We start from the raw sequence: 19,113 nt of genomic DNA, 5'->3' as shown, positions 1-19,113 counted from the left end.
AGCGCATATGACGACGAAGCACGGGCTCGTGGCGCTGGTCGGCGCGCTGCTCATCACGGGTTGCGCCGGCAGCCCGCGCAAGACGCTGCTGGAGCGCACCGGCAGCCTCGTGGTCTACGACCTGCCCGCGCAGCAGGTGATGGACGCCGCGGAGGCGGAGCTGGGCGAGCGCGGCTACTCGCTGCTGCCCAGCACGGACCCGAACTTCCTCCAGACGCCGTGGAAGGTCTTCGGCAACTTCGACGTCTACACCGCCTGGTCCCGCCGCTACGTCGAGGGCCACAAGCTCCCCGACGGCCGCTTCGTCGTGCGCGCCTACGAGACGTCCGCCAACATTCCCGCGCGCACGCAGCTCCTGCCGGGCTTCGCCTCCTCGGCCCAGGTGAATCCGGACGAGCAGCCCAACACCACCCCCACCGTCCTCCTCGCTACCGAGCCCGTCATGGGGCGCAACTCCACCCGGCCCGTCATCCGCAGGGACCTGGCCATGGAGTGGGCCATCATGGAGCGCCTCAACCCCGAGTTCGCCGGGCGCGTCAAGAAGCAGGTGGACCATTACCTCGCCAGCAACGCCCCCCAGCACACACGGTGACGCGCCCGGACAGACGGTGACGCGTCCGGGTGACGGACTTGAAATGTCCTCACCGGCTCCGATATCCCGCTAGGTACTCCAGAGGAGCGTCCCCGCGTGAAGCGAAGCCTGTCTGGCCTGGTCGTCGCCCTGTCCCTGTTCGCCTGCAAGGAAGAACCCCGAGGAGCATTGGAGCCCATTCCCCGCCCGCCGGGGATGAATGACACGCCCGCCCCGGCCGAGGCCAAGGCCCCGGCCGCGCCCGCGAAGCCCGCCGTGGACCCCTCCAAGGTGACGCTGCGCTGGAAGCTCGCCGCGGGCACGCCCGTCACCTACCGCCTCACCCTGGAGCGCACCGGCCGCGCCCCCGAGGCCGCTGCCCCCGAGGCGGACGAGAAGCCCACCCGGGGCCGCAAGGGCAAAGGCAAGGCGAAGGAGGAGGCTCCGGCCGAGGAGAAGGCCCCCGCCTCCGCCAGCTTCGTGCCCACCGCGCTCACCTTCGTCCTGGCGCACACCGACTCGGGGGACGCGCACCTGCGCGTCATCACCGAGAGCCGGGGCGCCCCTCCGCCCGAGGACCAGGGCACCCTCAGCGAGCGCGGCTTCGTGCTGGAGGGCCTGCAGGGCATGACGCGCAACACGGCCACGCTGGTGCTGGAGCTGCCCAGGGACCCCGTCGGCCCCAATGACACCTGGGCGCTGGGCACCGAGCTGGTGTCCCCGGACGCGCTCGGCGCCTGGTTCCAGGGGCCCACCCCGGAGCGGCGCAACCGCGTGAAGCTCGCGGGGCTCGTCCCCGCCGACGGCGGCGAGCAGGTGGCCACCGTGGAGTACGACCTCTACGAGCTGCGCACCGGCAAGGTCCGCACGATAAAGAGGCAGACCGTCGTGCCCGCGCGCGAGGGCGCCGAGGCACTGGAGGCCAACGGCGCGGGCGAGGCCGACGTCAGCGCCGAGGTGAAGATTACCGGCCGCGGCGAGTTCCTGGTGAAGGCCGGCCGCTGGCGCTCGTGGGAGGGCACCCTCTCCACCGTCACCAAGGGCCCCTTCCCGCCCGAGGCCCTCCAGGTGCCCCCGGGAAACATGGCGCTGCGCCTCACCGCGCTCGAGTCGGCTCCGCAGCCCACGGCGCAGCCGCAGCAGTAGGCGCCCCGTCCGACTCGCGCACCATCCGCACCACCGCGTCCACCCACGTCGGGTGGGCGTTGAGCGAGGGGACGAGCCGCAAGGCCTCGCCCCCCGCCTCGACGAACTGCTCGCGGGCGCGGATGCCAATCTCCTCCAGCGTCTCCAGGCAGTCCGCGACGAAGGCCGGGCACATCACCGCCAGCCGCTTCACGCCCCGCTGCGCCAGCTCCGGCAGCACCAGGTCCGTGTAGGGCTTCACCCAGGGCGTGCGCCCCAGCCGCGACTGGAAGGACACGCTCCAGCCCTGCCCCTGCGGCCCCAGGCCCAGCCGCTGGGCCAGCCCGCGCGCCGTCGCGAAGCACTGGGCGCGGTAGCAGTGGCGGTTGGCGTCCGTCAGCGCGTCACAGCACCCCGCGGACATCAGGCAGTGCTTGCCCGTCGCGTCGCTCTTCTTCACGTGCCGCTCCGGCACGCCGTGGAAGCTGAAGAGGACGTGGTCCGCGCGCAAGTCACTGATGACGGGCCGCGCGACGGCGGTGAAGGCGTCCAGGAACCCCGGGTGCTCGTAGAAGGCCGGCACCGCGCGCACGTTGGGCACGTCCCACGACTGCGCCATGACCTCGTAGATGCGCGCCAGCGAGGACGCCGAGGAGGACGCGGCCTCGTGCGGGTACAGCGGCAGCACCGTGAAGTCCGACACGCCGCGCGCGCGCAGCGCCGCCACCGCGGCCGGAATGGACGGGTTGCCGTAGCGCATGGCGAGCTCCACCTCGTACTCGCCCTTCAGCCGCTCGCGCACGGCGGTCGTCAAATCCCGGCTGAACACCAGCAGCGGCGAGCCCTGCTCCGTCCACACCTTCCGGTACGCCTCCGCGCTCTTCGCCGGGCGCACCGGGAGGATGATGAGGTTGAGCAGCAGCCAGCGGCCCACCGGGTGGATGTCCACCACGCGCGGGTCACTGAGGAACTCGCGCAGGTAGCGCCGCACCGGCCCCGTCTCCGGCGCGTCCGGCGTACCCAGGTTGACGAGCAGCAGTCCCCGCTTCGCGCCTGGCGTGGTCATCAGTGCAGGGAGTTGGGCAGCGTGAGGGCGAACTCGGCGATGCGGGCCTCGAAGTGGGAGCCATCCGGCCGCACCATGTCGTAGGTGCCGCGCATGGTGCCGAAGGGCGTTCGCAGCATCGCCCAGCTCGTGTACTCGAAGCGCTCGCCGGGCTCCAGGCTGGGCTGGCGTCCCACCACGCCCTCGCCCTTCACCTCCTCCACCTTCCCGGTGGCGTCGGTGATGAGCCAGTGGCGCGCCTTGAGCTGCGCGGGCGCGCTGCCCTCGTTGGCAATCTCCACCGTGTACATGAAGGCGAACTGCCCGGACTCCGGCGCGCTGCGCTCAGGCCAGAAAGCGGGCTTCACGGTGACGCGGATACCGTCGGTGGTGGCGCTGGAAGACATGCCCCACAATTGGCGCCAACCCCTGCCGGTTGCAAGCAAAACGCGGGGTTGGGCGAGCGGCCTCTCAAGTCTTCGGGAGCTCTTCCTCGGCCGCCTTGGGCCAGATGAGCGAGGCGACAATCGCCGCCACCAGGATGCCGCCAATCACCCCCAGCGACACGCCGATGGGGATGTGGATGTCGAAGTACGTAATCAGCATCTTCACGCCGACGAAGGCGAGGATGGCGCTCAGGCCCACCTTCAGCAGGTGGAACTTGTCCATCAGGCTGGCCACCACGAAGAACAGCGAGCGCAGGCCCAGGATGGCGCACACGTTGGACGTGTAGATGATGAAGGCGTCCTGGCTGATGCCCAGCACCGCGGGGATGGAGTCCAGCGCGAAGAGCAGGTCCGTGGCCTCCACCACCAGCAGGACGATGAACAGCGGCGTCACCTTGCGCCGGCCGTCCTCCATGAGGAAGAAGCGGCTGCCCTCACCCTGGCGGGACACCGGCAGCACCCGGCGGGCGAACTTGACGATGCCCTTCTGCTCCGGGTCCATCTCCTCGTCCCCGGAGAAGAGCATCTTCGCCGCGGTGTAGACGAGGAACGCGCCGAAGACGTAGATGAGCCAGTGGAAGCGCAGCACCAGCGCCGCGCCGGCGATGATGAGCACCGCGCGCATGATGAACGCGCCGATGATGCCCCAGAAGAGCACCCGGTGCTGGTGCTCCGGCGCCACCCGGAAGTAGCTGAACACCAGCAGGAAGACGAAGAGGTTGTCGACGGAGAGCGCGTACTCCACCACGTACGCCGTCAGCCACTGGAGCCCTTCGGTGGGGCCGTAGTAACGCCAGATGAAGGCACAGAAGCCCAGGCTGATGGTGATCCACACCACCGTCCAGATGCCCGCCTCCTTGGGCGTCACCACATGTTCCTTGCGGTGGAACAACCCGAGGTCCATCGCGAGCATCGCGAGGACGAAGACGTTGAAACCCACCCAGAGAGCGACTTGCGTGTTCACGTGAGAGTCCTGGTGCAGTGTCCAGCGGGCGCACCCTATCGGCGGCGCGCCCGGGCGTCGACCCCCGTGTCTACTCCGTCGCGGGCCGGCGCAGCACCACCACGGAGCGTCCGGCCGCCTGCACCTTGCCGCCCGCGGGTGTGTGTGTGCGCTGCGACTCCCCCGCCGCCGCCGTGTCCACCACCAGTTCCCAGTCCGCGCCCCACTCCAGCGCCGGCAAGAGGAAGGTGATGGGCTCGTGGTGCGCGTTCATCAGCACCAGCACCGTGTCCCCCACAATCCGGTTGCCCTCGTCGTCCGGCGTGGCGATGGCGTCTCCGCCCAGGAGGAAGGCCAGGGAGCGCACATAGGGCTTCTCCCAGTCGTCCTTCTTCATCTCCTTGCCGTCCGGCCGGAACCACGCGAGGTCCTTCAGCTCGCTGTCCCACATGTGGGCGCCGCGGAAGAAGCGCCGCTTGTGCAGCACGGGCTGCTCGCGCCGCAGCTTGGCCATGCGGCTGGTGAACTCGAGCAGCGCGCGCTGCGTCTCGTTCAGCTCCCAGTTCACCCAGGACAGCTCGTTGTCCTGGCAGTAGGCGTTGTTGTTGCCGCGCTGGGTGCGCCCCATCTCGTCGCCGCCCACCAGCATGGGCACGCCCTGGGACAGGAAGAGCGTGGCGAGGAAGTTGCGCTTCTGCTGCTCGCGCAGGGCGTTGATTTTCGGGTCCGCCGTCTCGCCCTCCACCCCGCAGTTCCAGGAGTGGTTGTCGTTGGCGCCGTCCCGGTTCTCCTCGCCGTTCGCCTCGTTGTGCTTCTCGTTGTAGGTGACGAGGTCGTGCAGCGTGAAGCCGTCATGCGCGGTGACGAAATTCACGCTGGCCGTCGGCTTGCGCCCCGACAGCGAGAACAGGTCCGAGCTGCCGGTGAGCCGGTAGCCAATCTCCGCCGCCTGCCGGTCGTCGCCCTTCCAGTAGCGGCGGATGGTGTCGCGGTACTTCCCGTTCCACTCGCTCCACAGCACCGGGAAGTTGCCCACCTGGTAGCCGAAGTCGCCCACGTCCCAGGGCTCGGAGATGAGCTTCACCCGGCTGAGCACCGGGTCCTGGTGGATGATCTGGAAGAAGGCCGCGCGCGTGTCGTAGCCGTGCCTGTCGCGGCCCAGCGTGGTGGCCAGGTCGAAGCGGAACCCGTCCACGTGCATCTCCTCCACCCAGTAGCGCAGGGAGTCGGCGACGAGCTTCAGCGCGTACGGGTGCGTGGCGTTCCACGAGTTGCCGCACCCGGTGACGTCCATGTAGTAGCGCGGGTCCTTGTCCGTCAGCCGGTAGTACGCGCCGTTGTCCAGGCCCTTGAAGGACAGCGTGGGGCCAAGGTGGTTGCCCTCGCAGGTGTGGTTGTAGACGACGTCGAGGATGACCTCGATGCCGGCGCGGTGGAGCGCCTTCACCATGCCCTTGAACTCGTCCACCTGCTCGCCGCGCGTGCCCGTGGCGGCGTAGCGCGAGTCCGGCGCGAAGTACCCCAGGGTGTTGTAGCCCCAGTAGTTCACCTTCCCGCGCTGGATGAGGAAGGGCTCGTCCACGATGTGGTGGATGGGCAGAAGCTCCACCGCGGTGACGCCCACCTTCTTGAGGTGCTCGATGCTGGCCGGGTGGGCCAGCCCCGCGTAGGTGCCGCGCAGGGCCTCCGGCACGCGCGGGTGCAGCTTCGTGAAGCCCTTGACGTGCAGCTCGTAGAGGACGGTGTCGTGCCAGGGGATGCGGGGCGCCTTGTCGCCCTCCCAGTCGAACGCGTTCGCCAGCACCACCGCCTTGGGCACGCCCGCGGCGTCGTCGCGTGAGTCCAGGACGAGGTCCTCGTCCTTGCCCGTCGCGGGGGCGGGGTAGCCGTAGATGGGGGCCTTGTAGTCCACCTTGCCGTGGATGGCCCGGGCGTACGGGTCCACCAGCAGCTTGGCGGGGTTGAAGCGCAGGCCCTTCTTCGGCTCGTGCGGGCCATGGACGCGCAGGCCGTAGAGCGTCCCGGGCTGCAAGCCCGGCACGTAGCCGTGCCAGACGTGGTGGTTCGCCTCCAGCAGGGGGAAGCGACGGGTCTCCTTCGCGGGGTCCTCCGGGTCGAAGAGGCAGACCTCCACCTTCTTCGCATGCTCGCTGAAGACCGCGAAGTTGACGCCCTGCCCGTCAAACGTGGCGCCCAGGGGGTACGGCTTCCCTGGAAGCACCTCGGCCCGCCTCATCCCGTGCTCCTCTCCAACAGCACCACCGGGAACTCCGCCAGGAGCGGTCCGAGGGGCAGCACCACGCCGCCCGGCCCACGCTCCGGCCGCACCTGACGCCCGGTGAAGACACTGCGGAACATCATGCCCGCATATGCCTCGGGAAGGTCGAGGAACGTGCTCCCGTACGCGCCCGCCAGACCTTCCGGGGAATCCAGAGCGGACAGGGTGTAACGCGGTGCACAGGTGAGCACCACCGCGTCCCCGTGCTCGCGGGCGAAGGCGACGGCCGCCTTGGCGCGGGGGCCCGTCAGGTCCAGGGCGCGGTAGCCGCCGGAGCGGAACAGCACCGGCTGGCGCTGGCGCAGCCGCAGCGACTCGGCGAGGACGAAGAGCTTCACCCGGCCGTCATCCATGTTCGCCGTCAGCCGCGCGCACAGGCCGGGCCTGTCGGTGGCGGCCTCCGCGTCGAGCGCGTCCAGCAGCCGCGCGCGCTGGGTGAAGTCCACCGGCCGCCGGTTGTCCGGGTCCACGAGGGACAAGTCCCACAGCTCGCAGCCCTGGTACGTGTCCACCACGCCGGGCGAGGCCAGCTTCAAGAGGAGCTGCCCCAGGGCGTTGTGCTGTCCCGCGCGCTCGAGGTGCCGCTTGAATTCGCGCACGTCCTCCAGGAAGGCGCCGCCCTCCTTCGCGTCGAAGCAGTGGTCCACGAAGCGCGCCACCGCGTCGTCGTAGGCGCCGTCCGGGTTGGTCCACGAGGTGCGGACCTTGGCCTCCTTCATGGCCTTGGCCATGTACTCGCGCACCCGGCGCTGGAAGTCCGCGAGCTCCTCCTTGGAGTGGGACTCGCCCATGGGCCAGGCGCCCACCACCGTCTGGAAGAAGAGGTACGTGTCGTTGGCCGAGGGCGCGGGGCCGGAGGGCAGCGAGGTGACGAATCTCTCCACCAGGCGGGACCACTTCTTCACCCGCTTGCGCCACTCCTCGGGCACCTCGGACAGCACGTTGATGCGGGCGCGCACGTCCTCGCTGCGCTTGGTGTCGTGGGTGCTGGAGGTGAGCTGGCTCGCCGGCCAGCGCTCCGCGCGCTCCTGGTTGCGCAGGTGGAAGGTGGTGGCGCGTACACCGAAGCGCTCCGGCTCGCCGCCCACCTCGTTGAGGCTGACCAGCCGGTTGTAGATGTAGAAGACGGTGTCCTCCAGCCCCTTGGCCATGACGGGCCCCGTCACCTGCTGCAGCTTCATGGCGAAGCGCAGCATGACGGCGCGCTCCTGCTCATGGGTGTGCTCCGGGTAGCGGCGCAGGAGGATGTCGCGGAGGAAGTCGAAGATGGAGGCGTTGGTGGTGGCGTTCTTCTCCTTGGCGCGCTGAATCGTCCACTCGACGTACTGCACGTCGCGCGCGTCCAGCTCCGGGCGCCAGCCGTCCACGTAGGTGCGGTAGACGGGGAACAGGGCGATGAACTCCACCAGCGCGCGCCGCAGCGAGTTGAGCGTGAAGTCGCGCGTGCGGCGGTTCATCTCGGAGATGCGGTTGAGCTCGTGGGCCAGCACGTTGATTTCGCTGGCCATGGACACGCGCATGATGAGCAGCTTCTTCTGGTACACGAGCTCCGCGAAGTCGGTCTTCTCGCCGACGAAGCGCTCGTAGATGTCGGTGAGGGCCTCCTCCGCCTCCGGCTGGACGAAGATGCCGCTCACCGCGTTGGCGAAGCGGTAGCCGGTGGTGCCGTGCACCGCCCAGGACTCGGGCATGCGCTCGCGCCCGCCCTGAATCTTCTCCACCACCACGTACAGCGCCTTGCGCAGCGGGCTGTCCGGGTGCGCCGCCACCTCCGCGCGCCAGCGCTCGCGCAGCGCCGTCTCCACCGCGGGCCAGCGCGTGTCCGCCTCGCCGTGCTCCTTCAGGAACAGGGCCCGGGCGCGCTCCAGGAAGTAGCGCTCCTGCAGGTCCAGGAAGTAGGCGGTGGGGTCGAACAGGCCGTCCGGGTGGTCGATGCGCAGGCCGGTGACGCAGCCCTCGCGCAGCCAGCGGAAGATGAGTGCGTGCGCCTCCTGGAAGACGTCCGGGTCCTCCTCGCGGATGGCGGCCAGGCCGTTGATGTCGAAGAAGCGGCGGTAGTTGATTTCCTCCCCCGCCACGCGCCAGTGCGCCAGCCGGTAGCTGCTGGAGGAGAGCACCGAGTCGAGCAAATCAAAGGAGCGCGCGTTGCCGGGCTCGCCGTTGAAGACGCGGACGTTGTCCTCGATGTAGGCCGTCACCTCGGGGCTGGCGGCCGCCACCGCGGCGAGCCGGCGCTTGATGACCTCCTTCTCCCGGTGGCGCTCCACCACCTTCGCCCGCTCCACCTCGGTGCGCGCGGGCAGGTGCTCAATCGCGGTGAGCACGGAGAGCAGCTCCACCATGCACGCGTGCTCGGCGCCGAGCTTCGCCTCCAGCCGCTCCAGCCCGTGCCGGAGGATGCGCGCGTACTGGCGGGGCGCCACCGGCAGCAGGTGGTCATAGTAGTGGACGAAGAAGGCGCCCTCGCGGAAGGACAGCTTCAGCTCGCCGCGCTCCAGGACGATGCCGTACTGGTCGCCCAGAATCGGCAGCAGCACCTTGTCGCGTAGCTCCTCCTTCACCGGGGCCCAGTCGATGTCGAAGTACTTCGCGTAGACGGACGAGGGGCCGTTCTCCAGCACGTCGAACCAGAGGCGGTTGTCCCGCTCGATGCCCATGTGGTTGGGCACCACGTCCAGCAGTTGACCCATGCCGTGCTCGCGCAGGGCCGAGCACAGGGCGGCATGCTCCTCCGCCGAGCCCACCTCCGGGTTGAGCTGCTGGTGGTCCGTGCAGTCGTAGCCGTGGGTGCTGCCCGGCGTCGCCTTGAGGTACGGCGAGGCGTACAAGTCGCTCACCCCCAGCCGGGCGAGGTAGGGCACCACCTCGCGGGCCTGCTGGAAGGTGAACCCCTTGTGGAGTTGCACCCGGTATGTGGACAGCGGCGTGTGGGGCCGGGAGTCCAGGTCCCCCTGCACACGTGTGTAGAGGCCCTCGGCCAGGACCTCCGCGCTCATGGTGGCGCCCCCGACCGCCGTGGAGGCGGTCCCCTCTTCTTCCAAACCGTCGCGCAGCATGCGGCCCTGAGGTAGGTCCTACGGAGACCTTCCGCCAGCACGCAGACGGCCGTCCGCCCTCTATCCAACGCTCCATGGGGCCCGGTGGCCCGTCAAAGAGCAGAGGGCCCGCCGCGCAAAGCGCGACGAGCCCTCGAGTACGGCTACTGCCAGGGACTTCCGGCGGTGCTCAGCTCAGCTGCTTGTTCACCAGCGCCGTCATCTCGAACATGGTGACGTTCTTCTTGCCACCGAAGATGGGCTTCAGCTTGTCGTCGGCGTTGATCTGCCGCTTGTTCTTGGCGTCCTGGAGGCCCTGCTTCTTGATGTAGGCCCAGAGCTTCTTGACGACCTCGGTCCGGGGCAGCGGCTTGGGGCCGACGATCTCAGCGAGCGCGGCAGAAGGGGTCATCTCCTTCATGAACGACGCGTTCGGCTTGCGCTTCGCGGCAGCGGGGGCCTTCTTGGCAGCGGGAGCCTTCTTCGCAGCAGCTTTCTTGGCGGCCATTCGTCTTGAGTCTCCTCCCCTCCGAAGGGGACGTTGTACGGCTTTGCTTATGTGAAGCTGGAGCCGATGCGGCGTAGAAGTAGCACGCCCAAGGCCGAAAAACAGCCCTCTGATGCGTTTTTCCCTCGGGATTCCCTCGGAAGAACGCCTCCGGAGGCCGAAAATCCGGCCCCGCAGCACGGTTTTCCCTCGGGAGCACGGCGCACGAAACGCCTCCGGAGGCCGAAAAATCGGCTCCGGAGCGCGTTTCTCCTCGGGAAATAGGCTTGGGAACGCTTCCGGAGCCCGACAAACCGGCTCCGCCGCAGTCGGCTGCTCGGAGGAGAAGAGGACATCCGCAGGGGATTCTCCTTGCGGACGTGGTGTGTTTTTTTGGATGAATCGCCCATGAAAGCCCTCATCACCGGTGCCGGAGGCTTCCTCGGAGCCTGGCTGGCGAAAGCCCTGGCGGCGCGCGGGGACACCGTGACGTGCCTGCTGCGCCCTGGAGGAGACGCCTCCGCGCTGGCCGGCGTCACCTATCAGCGCGTGGACGGAGACGTGACGGTGCCCGCCTCGCTGGCCCCCGCCGTGGCGGACCAGGACGTCGTCTTCCACCTCGCGGGCGCGCGACGCGGCGCGACGCGAGACGACTTCATGCGCGTCAACGCGGAGGGCACCCGCCACCTGTGCGACGCCATGGTGGCCACCGGACACCGGCCGCGGCTGGTGCTGGCCGGCTCGCTGGCCGCCATGGGTCCCTCCTCCCCCACCCGCCCCCATGTGGAGGAGGACGCCTTCCACCCCCACGAGTGGTACGGCGAGAGCAAGGCGGAGGCGGAGCGCATCGCTTTTTCATATAACGACCGGCTGCCGGTGACGGTGACGCGCCCCCCGCGCATCCTCGGCCCGGGTGACCGGGAGAACCTCACCTTCTTCAAGCTGGCGGTGAAGGGCATCCGCCTGGAGCTCAAGGGCGGCCCCCGCCCGCTGACCATGGTGGACGTGGAGGACGTCGTGGACCTGATGCTCCTCCAGGCCGGGCACCCCCAGGCGCTGGGCGAGGCCTTCTTCTGCGCGGGCCCCGGCGGCCCCCTCACCCTGGAAGCGGTGCAGGACCTGGGGGCGAAGGCCCTGGGGCTGCACCCCCGCACGGTGCGTCTGAGCCCCGGGGTGCTCCAGGCCCTGGCCTCGGCGGCGGACGGCGTGTCCCGGGTGACGGGCCGGAAGCTGCCCCTGAACCGGAAGCTGGCGAGGCAGCTGCTCGCCCCCGCCTGGACGTGCTCCGGGGCCAAGGCCGAGCGCATGCTCGGTTTTCACCCACGGCGCGACCTGGGCGACTCCATCCGCCGCAGCGCGGAGTGGTACCGCCAACAGGGCTGGTTGTAGAGATTTCCCATCGTTGACCACACCCCCCCAGGAGTGTCAGGAAGCCCGCTGCCCCCATGCCCGCGAAAGCTGCCTTTTTCGATGTCGACGGGACGCTCGTGAAGACGAACGTCGTCCACGTCTACGCGTACTACGCGATGAACCGTGGCTCGGTCCTGGGCATCGCCGGAAGGACGCTGAGCACCGCCGTCAGCGTGCCCCTGTTCGGCGTCATGGACGTCGTCAACCGCAAGACGTTCAACGAGTTCTTCTACCGCTACTACGCGGGGTTGAGTGAAGACCGGCTCGTCACCATTGCCCAGGACATGTTCGAGGACGTGCTGCAGCCGGCCCTCTTCGAGCAGTCCCAGGACCTCATCGACCAGGCCCGCCGCAGCGGGTGCAAGGTGGTGCTCGTCACCGGGGCGCTGGACTTCACCATGCGCCCGCTCGCCCGCCACCTGGGCGTGGACGACATGATCGCCAACAAGATGCAGTTCGTGGGCGGCAAGGCCACCGGCAAGGTGATTCCGCCCATCATCGAAGGCGCGAACAAGGCCAACGCCATCCGCGCCTACTGCGTGAAGGAGGGCCTGGCGTTGGAGCAGTGCCACGGCTACTCCGACAGTGCCTCCGACTACGCGATGCTCGCGGTGGTGGGCCGTCCCACCGCCGTGAATCCGGACATGCGCCTGCGCTCCATCGCGCGCGCGTACAACTGGCCCATCCTCGACCTCAAGTAGGCCCCGTTCCCCATGCGCCCGTTCAAGACGCTCCAGAAGCTGTACGACGAGGAAAGCCAGGTGGTCATCACGGAGAAGGGCAGCCCCCCGCGGGCGCTCTTCTACGGTGAGGGCTTCCTGCAGGAAGACCTGCCCGTGGGTACGCGGGTCATCTTCCCCCGCCCCCCGCTGGCCGGCGTGCCCAACGTCAAGGCCGCCATCCGCTGGGCCATCAACCACCCGGAGGGCATGGAGCCGCTGCACGCGCTGCTCAAGCCGGGCATGCGCCTGACGTGCGTCATCGACGACATCAGCGTGCCGCTGCCGCCCATGGTGACGCCGGACGTGCGCCAGTCCATCCTGGAGGTGGTGCTGGAATTGGCCGCCGACAGCGGCGTGGACGACATCCACCTCGTCATCGCCAACGCCCTGCACCGCCGCATGACGGAAGCGGAGATGCGGCGCATGGTGGGGCAGAAGATCTACGACGCGTACTACCCGGACCGGTACTACAACCACGACGCCGAGGACCCGGACGGCATCGTCGCGCTGGAGCGCACCTCGCACGGTGAGGAGGTGTCGGTGAACCGCCGCGTGGCGGAGAGCGACCTCATCATCTACGTGAATGTGAACTTCGTGCCCATGAATGGCGGGCACAAGTCCATGGGCACCGGCGTGTCCAACTACGCCTCGCTGCGCCACCACCACAACCCGAAGACCATCCGCGAGTCGGACTCCTACATGGAGCCGAAGGCGAGCGCGCTCTACAAGAGCAACGAGCGCATCGGGCGCAACATCGACAAGCACCTGAAGGTCTTCCACATCGAGACCTCGCTGAACAACCGCATGTTCGGCGCGCCCGTGGACTTCCTCGCCAAGCGCGAGGAGGACTACACGGAAGGGGACCGGCTGAAGTTCCAGGCCATGCGCTACGCGCTGTCGAAGATGCCGCGCGCGGCGGCGCGCAAGGTGCTCAACGCGATTCCGGCGCCCTACGACGTCACGGGCGTGTACGCGGGGGCCACCGAGCCGGCGCACCAGAAGACGCTGGAGACGAGCTGGAAGCAGTACGTGGTGCCGGTGGAGGGGCAGAGCGACATCGTCATCTTCCCCATCCCCTTCATCTCGCCGTACAGCGTCAACTCCATCCTCAACCCGCTGCTCGTGCAGGTGATGGGGCTGGGCTACTTCTACAACCTGAACCGCGGCGTGCCGCTGGTGAAGAAGGGCGGCGTGCTGATTCTCCTGCACCCGGCCTACGACGAGTTCGACCCCGAGCACCACCCCAGCTACATCGAGTTCTTCAACCGGCTGCTGCCGGAGACGCGCGACTCGATGAAGCTGGAGCACAAGTACGAGAAGGAGTTCGCGGAGAACCCCAGCTACGTGCACCTGTACCGCAAGGGCAACGCCTACCACGGCGTGCACCCCTTCTACATGTGGTACTGGGGCGAGAATGGCCGCCAGCACGTGGGCAAGGTCATCGTCGCGGGCGCGGAGAACAACCACGTCCCGGCCCTGATGGGCTGGGACCGCACCGACACCCTCACCGAGGCGATTGAAGAGGCGCGCGGCTTCATGGGCCGCTCGGCCACCATCAGCCTGCTGCGGATTGCGCCCACGGTGATGGTGGACGTGAAGTGAGGCCGGTCATGAGTCAGCCGCAGCTTCCCGAGCTGAACGTCTCCCGCGTCTTCACCGGCAAGCGCCTGCTGTTCGCGGGCTCCACCGGCTTCGTGGGCAAGGTGACGCTGTCCATGCTGCTGCACCGGTACGGGCAGGAGCTGGACAAGGTGTACGTGCTGGTCCGCAAGGGCAGCGCGGCCTCCGCCGAGCGGCGCTTCTTCGACAAGGTGGCCACCAGCGAGCCCTTCCAGCCGCTGCGCGACGCGTACGGCGACGCGGGGGCCCTGGAGTTCATCCAGAAGAAGTGCCAGGTGCTGGACGGCGACATCACCGACCCGTGGGTGGGCCTGGAAGAGGCCCAGGTGGCGGAGCTCACCGGCAAGGTGCACGCGTTCATCAACTGCGCGGGCCTGGTGTCCTTCAACCCGTCGCTGGAGGTGGGCCTCAACGTCAACACCCACGGCGTGAAGTACGCCGCGGAGCTGGCGGTGCGCTGGGGCGTGCCGCTGGTGCACATGTCCACCGCCTTCGTGGCGGGCAACCGCGACGGGCTCGTCTTCGAGGACGAGGAGGTCCGCGGCTACTTCCCCCGCCGGGACGAGCTGGACGGGCGCGACTTCAGCCTGGAGCAGGAGCTGGCGGACGCGGAGCGCATCGTCGCCCGCCTGCGCGAGCAGGCCGACGACAAGGCCCTCACGTCCACCTTCCGCAAGAAGGCGTTGGACCGGCTGGCCGAGGAAGGCCGCGACGTCAACGACGAGAAGACGCTGCGCCTGGCGGTGGGCCGCGAGCGCAAGCTGTGGCTCAGCGGCGAATTGGTGCGCGCCGGCATGGAGCGCGCCGCGCACTGGGGCTGGCCCAACACGTACACGTACACGAAGTCCCTGGGCGAGCAGGTGCTCGCGAGCACGCCGGGGCTGCGCTACGCGATTGTGCGGCCCTCCATCGTCGAGAGCGCGATGCACTTCCCCTTCCCCGGGTGGAACGAGGGCTTCACGACCTCGGCGCCGCTGGCCTTCGCGGGCATCAAGGGGCCGGGCGGCATCCCCGCCGGTGAGAGCACCATCCTGGACATCATCCCGGTGGACCAGGTGGCCGGGGCCACCATCGGCATCACCGCGCACACCATGGAGGTGGAGGAGCGGCGCGTCTACCACCTGGCCTCCGGTGACGTGAATCCGTTCTACGCCAGCCGCTCCGTGGAGCTGGTGGGCCTGTACCGGCGGCGCTACTACCGCAACCGCGAGACGGGCAACGCGCTGATGAACTCGCTGCGCTCGCGCCTGGAGCCGCAGCCCGTCAGCAAGAAGGAGTTCGAGCTGTTCAGCGCGCCCATGCTGGTGCGCGGCGCGAAGTTCCTGAAGAAGGCCATCGACGAGGTGCGGCCCGCGTGGGGCGCGCCCGGCGTGCAGGCCATGCTGGACAAGGCGAAGGTGTCGCTGGACGACGTGGAGCAGCAGAACCAGGGGCTCATCGCCCTCACGGACCTGTTCCTCCCCTTCCTCTACGAGAACCGGTACGTCTTCCGCTGCGACAACACGCGCTCCGTCTACACGCGCATGGCGCACGCGGACCGGCTCAAGGTCCCCTGGGCCCCCGAGCACATCGACTGGCGCGCGTACTTCATGGAGACGCACCTGCCCGGCCTGGAGAAGTGGGTGTTCCCCGGCCTGGAGGAGGAGCGCGAGAAGCGCACCGTCATCCCCGCGCACCGCGACTTGCTGGAGCTGCTGGAGGCGACGGTGCACGCGTACCGGCACCGGGTGGCCTTCCGCATGGTGGTGGGCGAGCGCGAGGAGCGCTTCACCTTCGGCGAGGTGCACCGCTACGCGTCGCGCGTGGGCAGCTTCCTTTTGGGCAAGGGCATCAAGCACGGCGACCGCGTGCTGCTGGTGTCGGAGAACCGGCCCGAGTGGGGCATCTGCTACTTCGGCATCCTCCGCGCGGGCGCCACCGCCGTGCCGGTGGACCCGGGCCTGAGCGAGGCGGAGCTGCTCAACATCTCCCGCCGGGCGGAGGCGCGCGCGTGCCTCTTGTCCGAGGACGCGGCCCAGGACTTCCCCGGCCTGGTCACCGCGCTGGGCGACGGCGTCACGGTGGCGAGCCTCGCGGAGGCGATGACGGGCGACCCGGCGCACCCGGACCGCATCGGCCCGGTGAAGAAGTCGGCGTCCGCGGACGACCTGGCGAGCATCATCTTCACCTCCGGCACCACGGGCACGCCCAAGGGCGTCATGCTCACCCACCGCAACTTCGCCTCGCTGGTGGCGAAGCTGGCCGGCGTGTTCGACATCGGCGTGGGTGACGGCGTGCTGTCGGTGCTGCCGCTGCACCACACCTTCGAGTTCTCCTCCGGCTTCCTCACCCCGTTCTGGCGCGGGGCGGAAATCACGTACATCGACGAGCTGACGTCGGACCGGCTGGGCGACGTGTTCGAGACGGGCCGCATCACCGCCATGGTGGGCGTGCCCGCGCTGTGGCAGCTGTTGCACCGCAAGATTACGCAGGAGTTCGCCAGCAAGCCGCCCTTCGTGGAGCAGGCGCTCAAGGCGCTGATGGCCACGCACGGCGAGCTGCGCAACCGGGGCAACATCAACCTGGGCAAGCTGCTGTTCTGGCCGGTGCACCGCAAGTTCGGCGGCCGCATCAAGGTGCTCGTGTCGGGCGGCTCGGCGCTGCCGGATGAAGTGCACAAGGCCTTCCACGAGCTGGGCTTCAACATCACCGAGGGCTACGGCCTGACGGAGTCCGCGCCGGTGCTGTCGGTGACGGAGCCCGGCAACAAGCGCCAGGCCGGGACGGTGGGCCGGCCGCTGCCCGGCATCGAGCTGCGCATCGCCAACCCGGACAACGACGGGCTGGGCGAGGTGCTCGCCAAGGGCCCCAACGTCATGCCCGGCTACTTCGGGGACCGCGAGGCCACGGACGCGGTGCTCAAGGAGGGGTGGCTCCACACCGGTGACTTGGGGCGTCTGGACGCGGAGGGCCGGCTGTACCTCGTCGGCCGAGCGAAGGACGTCATCATCGACCACAACGGGAAGAACATCTACCCGGACGAGCTGGAGGAGCTGTACCAGGACCACCCGCACATCAAGGAACTGTCCATCGTCGGGCTGCCCGACGAGGCGGGCGGCGAGAAGGTGGCGTGCCTGTGCGTGCCGGACTACGTCGAGCGCCCGCGTGAAGAGGTGCGGCGCGAGGTGGAGGAGCACTTCCGCAAGGTGAGCGCGGACATGCCCTTCTACCGCCGGGTGAAGGTGCTGCGGCTGTGGGACGGCGAGCTGCCGCGCACCGCCAAGCGCAGCGTGAAGCGCAAGCAGGTGGTGGAGGAGCTGCAGCGGCTGGAGCGCATGGCCGCCAGCGCCAGCAAGGCGCGCGAGAAGGTGGCCAACCCCGGCACCGGCGGCGTGGGCGACTGGCTCTACCCGCTCATCGCCGAGGTGTGCCACCGGCCGGTGACGGACGTGCGGCCGGACGCGCTGCTCACGGGAGACCTCGGCTTCGACTCGCTGATGCTCACCGAGCTGTCGTCGGCCCTGGAGGGCGCCGGGGTGCCGCTGCCCGCGATTGAAGACCTGACGCAGGTGCAGACGGTGGAGGACCTGCGCAAGGTGGTGCTGGCGTCCGGCAAGCGCCCCACGGTGGAGACGCGGGCGAAGGACATCAGCAAGGAGAACGCGCGCGCGGAGGAGGTGGAGATTCCGGTGCCCGAAGTCGTCGCAGACGTGGGCCGTCAGCTCCTCGCCTTCGGGCAGAAGGTGCTCTACGGCGGCGTCTTCGACACCAAGATAACGGGCAAGCCCTTCATCCCGCAGAACCGCAACTTCCTCGTCATCGCCAACCACTCCAGCCACCTGGACGCGGGGCTGGTGCGCGTGGCGCTGGGGGACCAGGGCGAGCGGCTGGTGTCGCTGGCGGCGCGCGACTACTTCTTCAACACGCCGCTCAAGCGTGCGTGGTTCGAGAACTTCACCAACCTGATTCCCATTGAACGGCAGGGCTCGCTGCGCGAGTCGCTGCGCATGGCGGGCGAGGCCCTGCGCCAGGGCTACAACGTCCTCATCTTCCCGGAGGGCACGCGCTCCACCACCGGGGAGCTGTTGGAGTTCAAGTCCACGCTGGGCTACCTCGCCCTCACCTACAGCGTGGACGTGCTGCCGCTCTACATCGAGGGTGCCTTCGACGCGCTGCCCAAGGGCACGGTGTTCCCCAAGTCGAAGAACCTCGAGGTGCACATCGGCCCGGTGCTGGGGCACGAGACGCTGCGCGCGCGCGTGCAGGGCATGGCGCGCTCGGAAGGCTACCGCTACGCCACCCGCATCGCCGAGGACGCGATGCGCGCGCTCAAGGCCGGCCGGGTGCTGGACCTCAACGCGCAGGAGCCGACGTCGACGGCGCTCACCCGCGCCTCCACCGGAGGGAAGGACTCGTGAAGCTGCTCGTAACGGGAGGCACGGGGTTCCTCGGCTCGCACCTGGTGCCGCGGCTCTTGACGGCGGGGCACTCGGTGCGGCTCATCGGCCGCTCGAAGCCCTCGGGCACGGCCTACGCGGGCGCGGAGTACGCCCCTGGTGACTTGAAGGACCGGGACGCGGTGCGCCGCGCGCTGGCGGGCGTGGACGCCGTCTACCACCTGGCGGGGCTCGTCTCCTTCCAGCAGAAGGACGCGCGGAAGATGTTCGAGCTGCACGTGGACAGCACGCGCGAATTGCTGCGCGACGTGCGCGAGGCCGGCGTGAAGCGCGTGGTGCTGGCCTCCACCTCCGGCACCATCGCCGTGTCGAAGGAGGAGCATGTCGGCACCGAGAGCGACGACTACCCGATTACGGTGGTGGGACGCTGGCCGTACTACCTGTCCAAAATCTACGAGGAGAAGCTGGCGCTGGAGTACTGCCGCAAGCACGCCATTCCCCTCGTGGTGCTCAACCCCAGCCTGCTGATGGGGCCGGGAGACGACAGGCTGTCCTCCACGTGGACGGTGGTGAAGTTCCTCAACCAGGAGATTCCGGCCATGCCGGGCGGCGGCATCTCCTTCGTGGACGCGCGCGACGCGGCGGACGCCTTCGTCAACGCGCTCACCCGGGGCGAAATCTACGGCCGCCACCTCATGGGCGTGAACCTGTCCATGGTGGACTTCTTCAAGCGCCTGGAGCGCATCACCGGCGTGCCCGCGCCCCGGCTGCGCCTGCCCTCGCAGGTCAACGTGCTGGGCAGCAAGCTCTTGGAGCGCTGGGCGAAGGTGCGCGGCACCAAGCCCGTGCTGGACCCGCAGGAAGTGGAGATTGGCGAGCACTGGTTCTGGCTGGACGCGTCCAAGGCGGAGGCCGAGCTGGGCTTCCGCGCGCGCGACATCCACGAGACGCTCAGCGAGACGGTGCAGCACATCTACGGGAAGATGCCGCCCCAGGCCCTGCCGGGCACCAAGGGCCGGCTGGGCGACCTGCGCGAAGGCACCTGAAGTACCGCG

The 19,113-nt window shown here is 69.0% G+C and carries 13 protein-coding genes; 7 read left to right on the top strand and 6 right to left on the bottom strand.

The window, feature by feature from the left end; all coding sequences use genetic code 11:
- The first annotated feature begins 7 nt into the window (after positions 1-7).
- Positions 8-592: a hypothetical protein gene (locus ACX9TP_RS09700; protein ID WP_482979437.1), complete on the top strand. Its 585-nt coding sequence runs from the start codon at positions 8-10 to the stop codon at positions 590-592.
- A gap of 96 nt (positions 593-688) precedes the next feature.
- Positions 689-1,717, top strand: a complete 1,029-nt coding sequence (locus ACX9TP_RS09695) for a hypothetical protein (RefSeq protein ID WP_482979436.1) — start codon at positions 689-691, stop codon at positions 1,715-1,717.
- On the opposite strand, the gene hemH is transcribed toward ACX9TP_RS09695, so the two are convergent.
- The 6 genes from hemH to ACX9TP_RS09665 form a co-directional block, all read right to left on the bottom strand.
- On the bottom strand, positions 1,668-2,762 hold the full coding sequence (gene hemH, locus ACX9TP_RS09690) for a ferrochelatase (RefSeq protein WP_482979435.1): 1,095 nt from the start codon (positions 2,760-2,762) through the stop codon (positions 1,668-1,670). The genes ACX9TP_RS09695 and hemH overlap by 50 nt on opposite strands.
- Positions 2,762-3,148, bottom strand: coding sequence for a Co2+/Mg2+ efflux protein ApaG (gene apaG, locus ACX9TP_RS09685; RefSeq protein WP_482979434.1), 387 nt, complete (start codon positions 3,146-3,148; stop codon positions 2,762-2,764). The genes hemH and apaG overlap by 1 nt, the downstream gene beginning before the upstream one ends.
- Positions 3,149-3,212: 64 nt before the next feature.
- Positions 3,213-4,151 carry a TerC family protein gene (locus ACX9TP_RS09680; protein ID WP_482979433.1) on the bottom strand — a complete coding sequence of 313 codons (939 nt, stop codon included), beginning with the start codon at positions 4,149-4,151 and terminating at the stop codon, positions 3,213-3,215.
- A gap of 70 nt (positions 4,152-4,221) precedes the next feature.
- Complete coding sequence (gene glgX, locus ACX9TP_RS09675; RefSeq protein WP_482979432.1) at positions 4,222-6,366, bottom strand: glycogen debranching protein GlgX; 2,145 nt, start codon at positions 6,364-6,366, stop codon at positions 4,222-4,224.
- The gene (treY, locus tag ACX9TP_RS09670) at positions 6,363-9,404 is read right to left on the bottom strand and encodes a malto-oligosyltrehalose synthase (protein WP_482979431.1); all 3,042 of its coding nucleotides are present in this window, start codon (positions 9,402-9,404) and stop codon (positions 6,363-6,365) included. The genes glgX and treY overlap by 4 nt, the downstream gene beginning before the upstream one ends.
- 229 nt (positions 9,405-9,633) lie before the next feature.
- Positions 9,634-9,951 (bottom strand): SWIB/MDM2 domain-containing protein, encoded by a 318-nt coding sequence (locus ACX9TP_RS09665; protein ID WP_482979430.1) that lies wholly within the window; start codon positions 9,949-9,951, stop codon positions 9,634-9,636.
- Positions 9,952-10,338: 387 nt separating this feature from the next.
- Between ACX9TP_RS09665 and ACX9TP_RS09660 the strand changes: the two genes are divergently transcribed.
- Genes ACX9TP_RS09660 through ACX9TP_RS09640 form a run of 5 tightly spaced genes read left to right on the top strand, consistent with a single transcriptional unit; the run spans position 10,339 to position 19,104 of the window.
- On the top strand, positions 10,339-11,319 hold the full coding sequence (locus ACX9TP_RS09660) for an NAD-dependent epimerase/dehydratase family protein (RefSeq protein ID WP_482979429.1): 981 nt from the start codon (positions 10,339-10,341) through the stop codon (positions 11,317-11,319).
- A gap of 56 nt (positions 11,320-11,375) precedes the next feature.
- The gene (locus ACX9TP_RS09655; RefSeq protein ID WP_482979428.1) at positions 11,376-12,041 is read left to right on the top strand and encodes an HAD family hydrolase; all 666 of its coding nucleotides are present in this window, start codon (positions 11,376-11,378) and stop codon (positions 12,039-12,041) included.
- Between the two features lie 12 nt (positions 12,042-12,053).
- On the top strand, positions 12,054-13,664 hold the full coding sequence (larAH, locus tag ACX9TP_RS09650) for an NPN-dependent hydroxyacid isomerase, LarAH14/15/16 family (RefSeq protein WP_482979427.1): 1,611 nt from the start codon (positions 12,054-12,056) through the stop codon (positions 13,662-13,664).
- Positions 13,665-13,672: 8 nt separating this feature from the next.
- Positions 13,673-18,079: an AMP-binding protein gene (locus tag ACX9TP_RS09645; protein WP_482979426.1), complete on the top strand. Its 4,407-nt coding sequence runs from the start codon at positions 13,673-13,675 to the stop codon at positions 18,077-18,079.
- Positions 18,076-19,104 (top strand): NAD-dependent epimerase/dehydratase family protein, encoded by a 1,029-nt coding sequence (locus ACX9TP_RS09640; RefSeq protein ID WP_482979425.1) that lies wholly within the window; start codon positions 18,076-18,078, stop codon positions 19,102-19,104. The genes ACX9TP_RS09645 and ACX9TP_RS09640 overlap by 4 nt, the downstream gene beginning before the upstream one ends.
- The last annotated feature ends 9 nt before the right edge of the window (positions 19,105-19,113 follow it).

The sequence above is a fragment of the Pyxidicoccus sp. M15 genome (assembly GCF_056858435.1).
The sequence above is the reverse complement of the archived record's forward strand: the minus strand, read 5'-3'. Positions and strand labels throughout refer to the sequence as shown.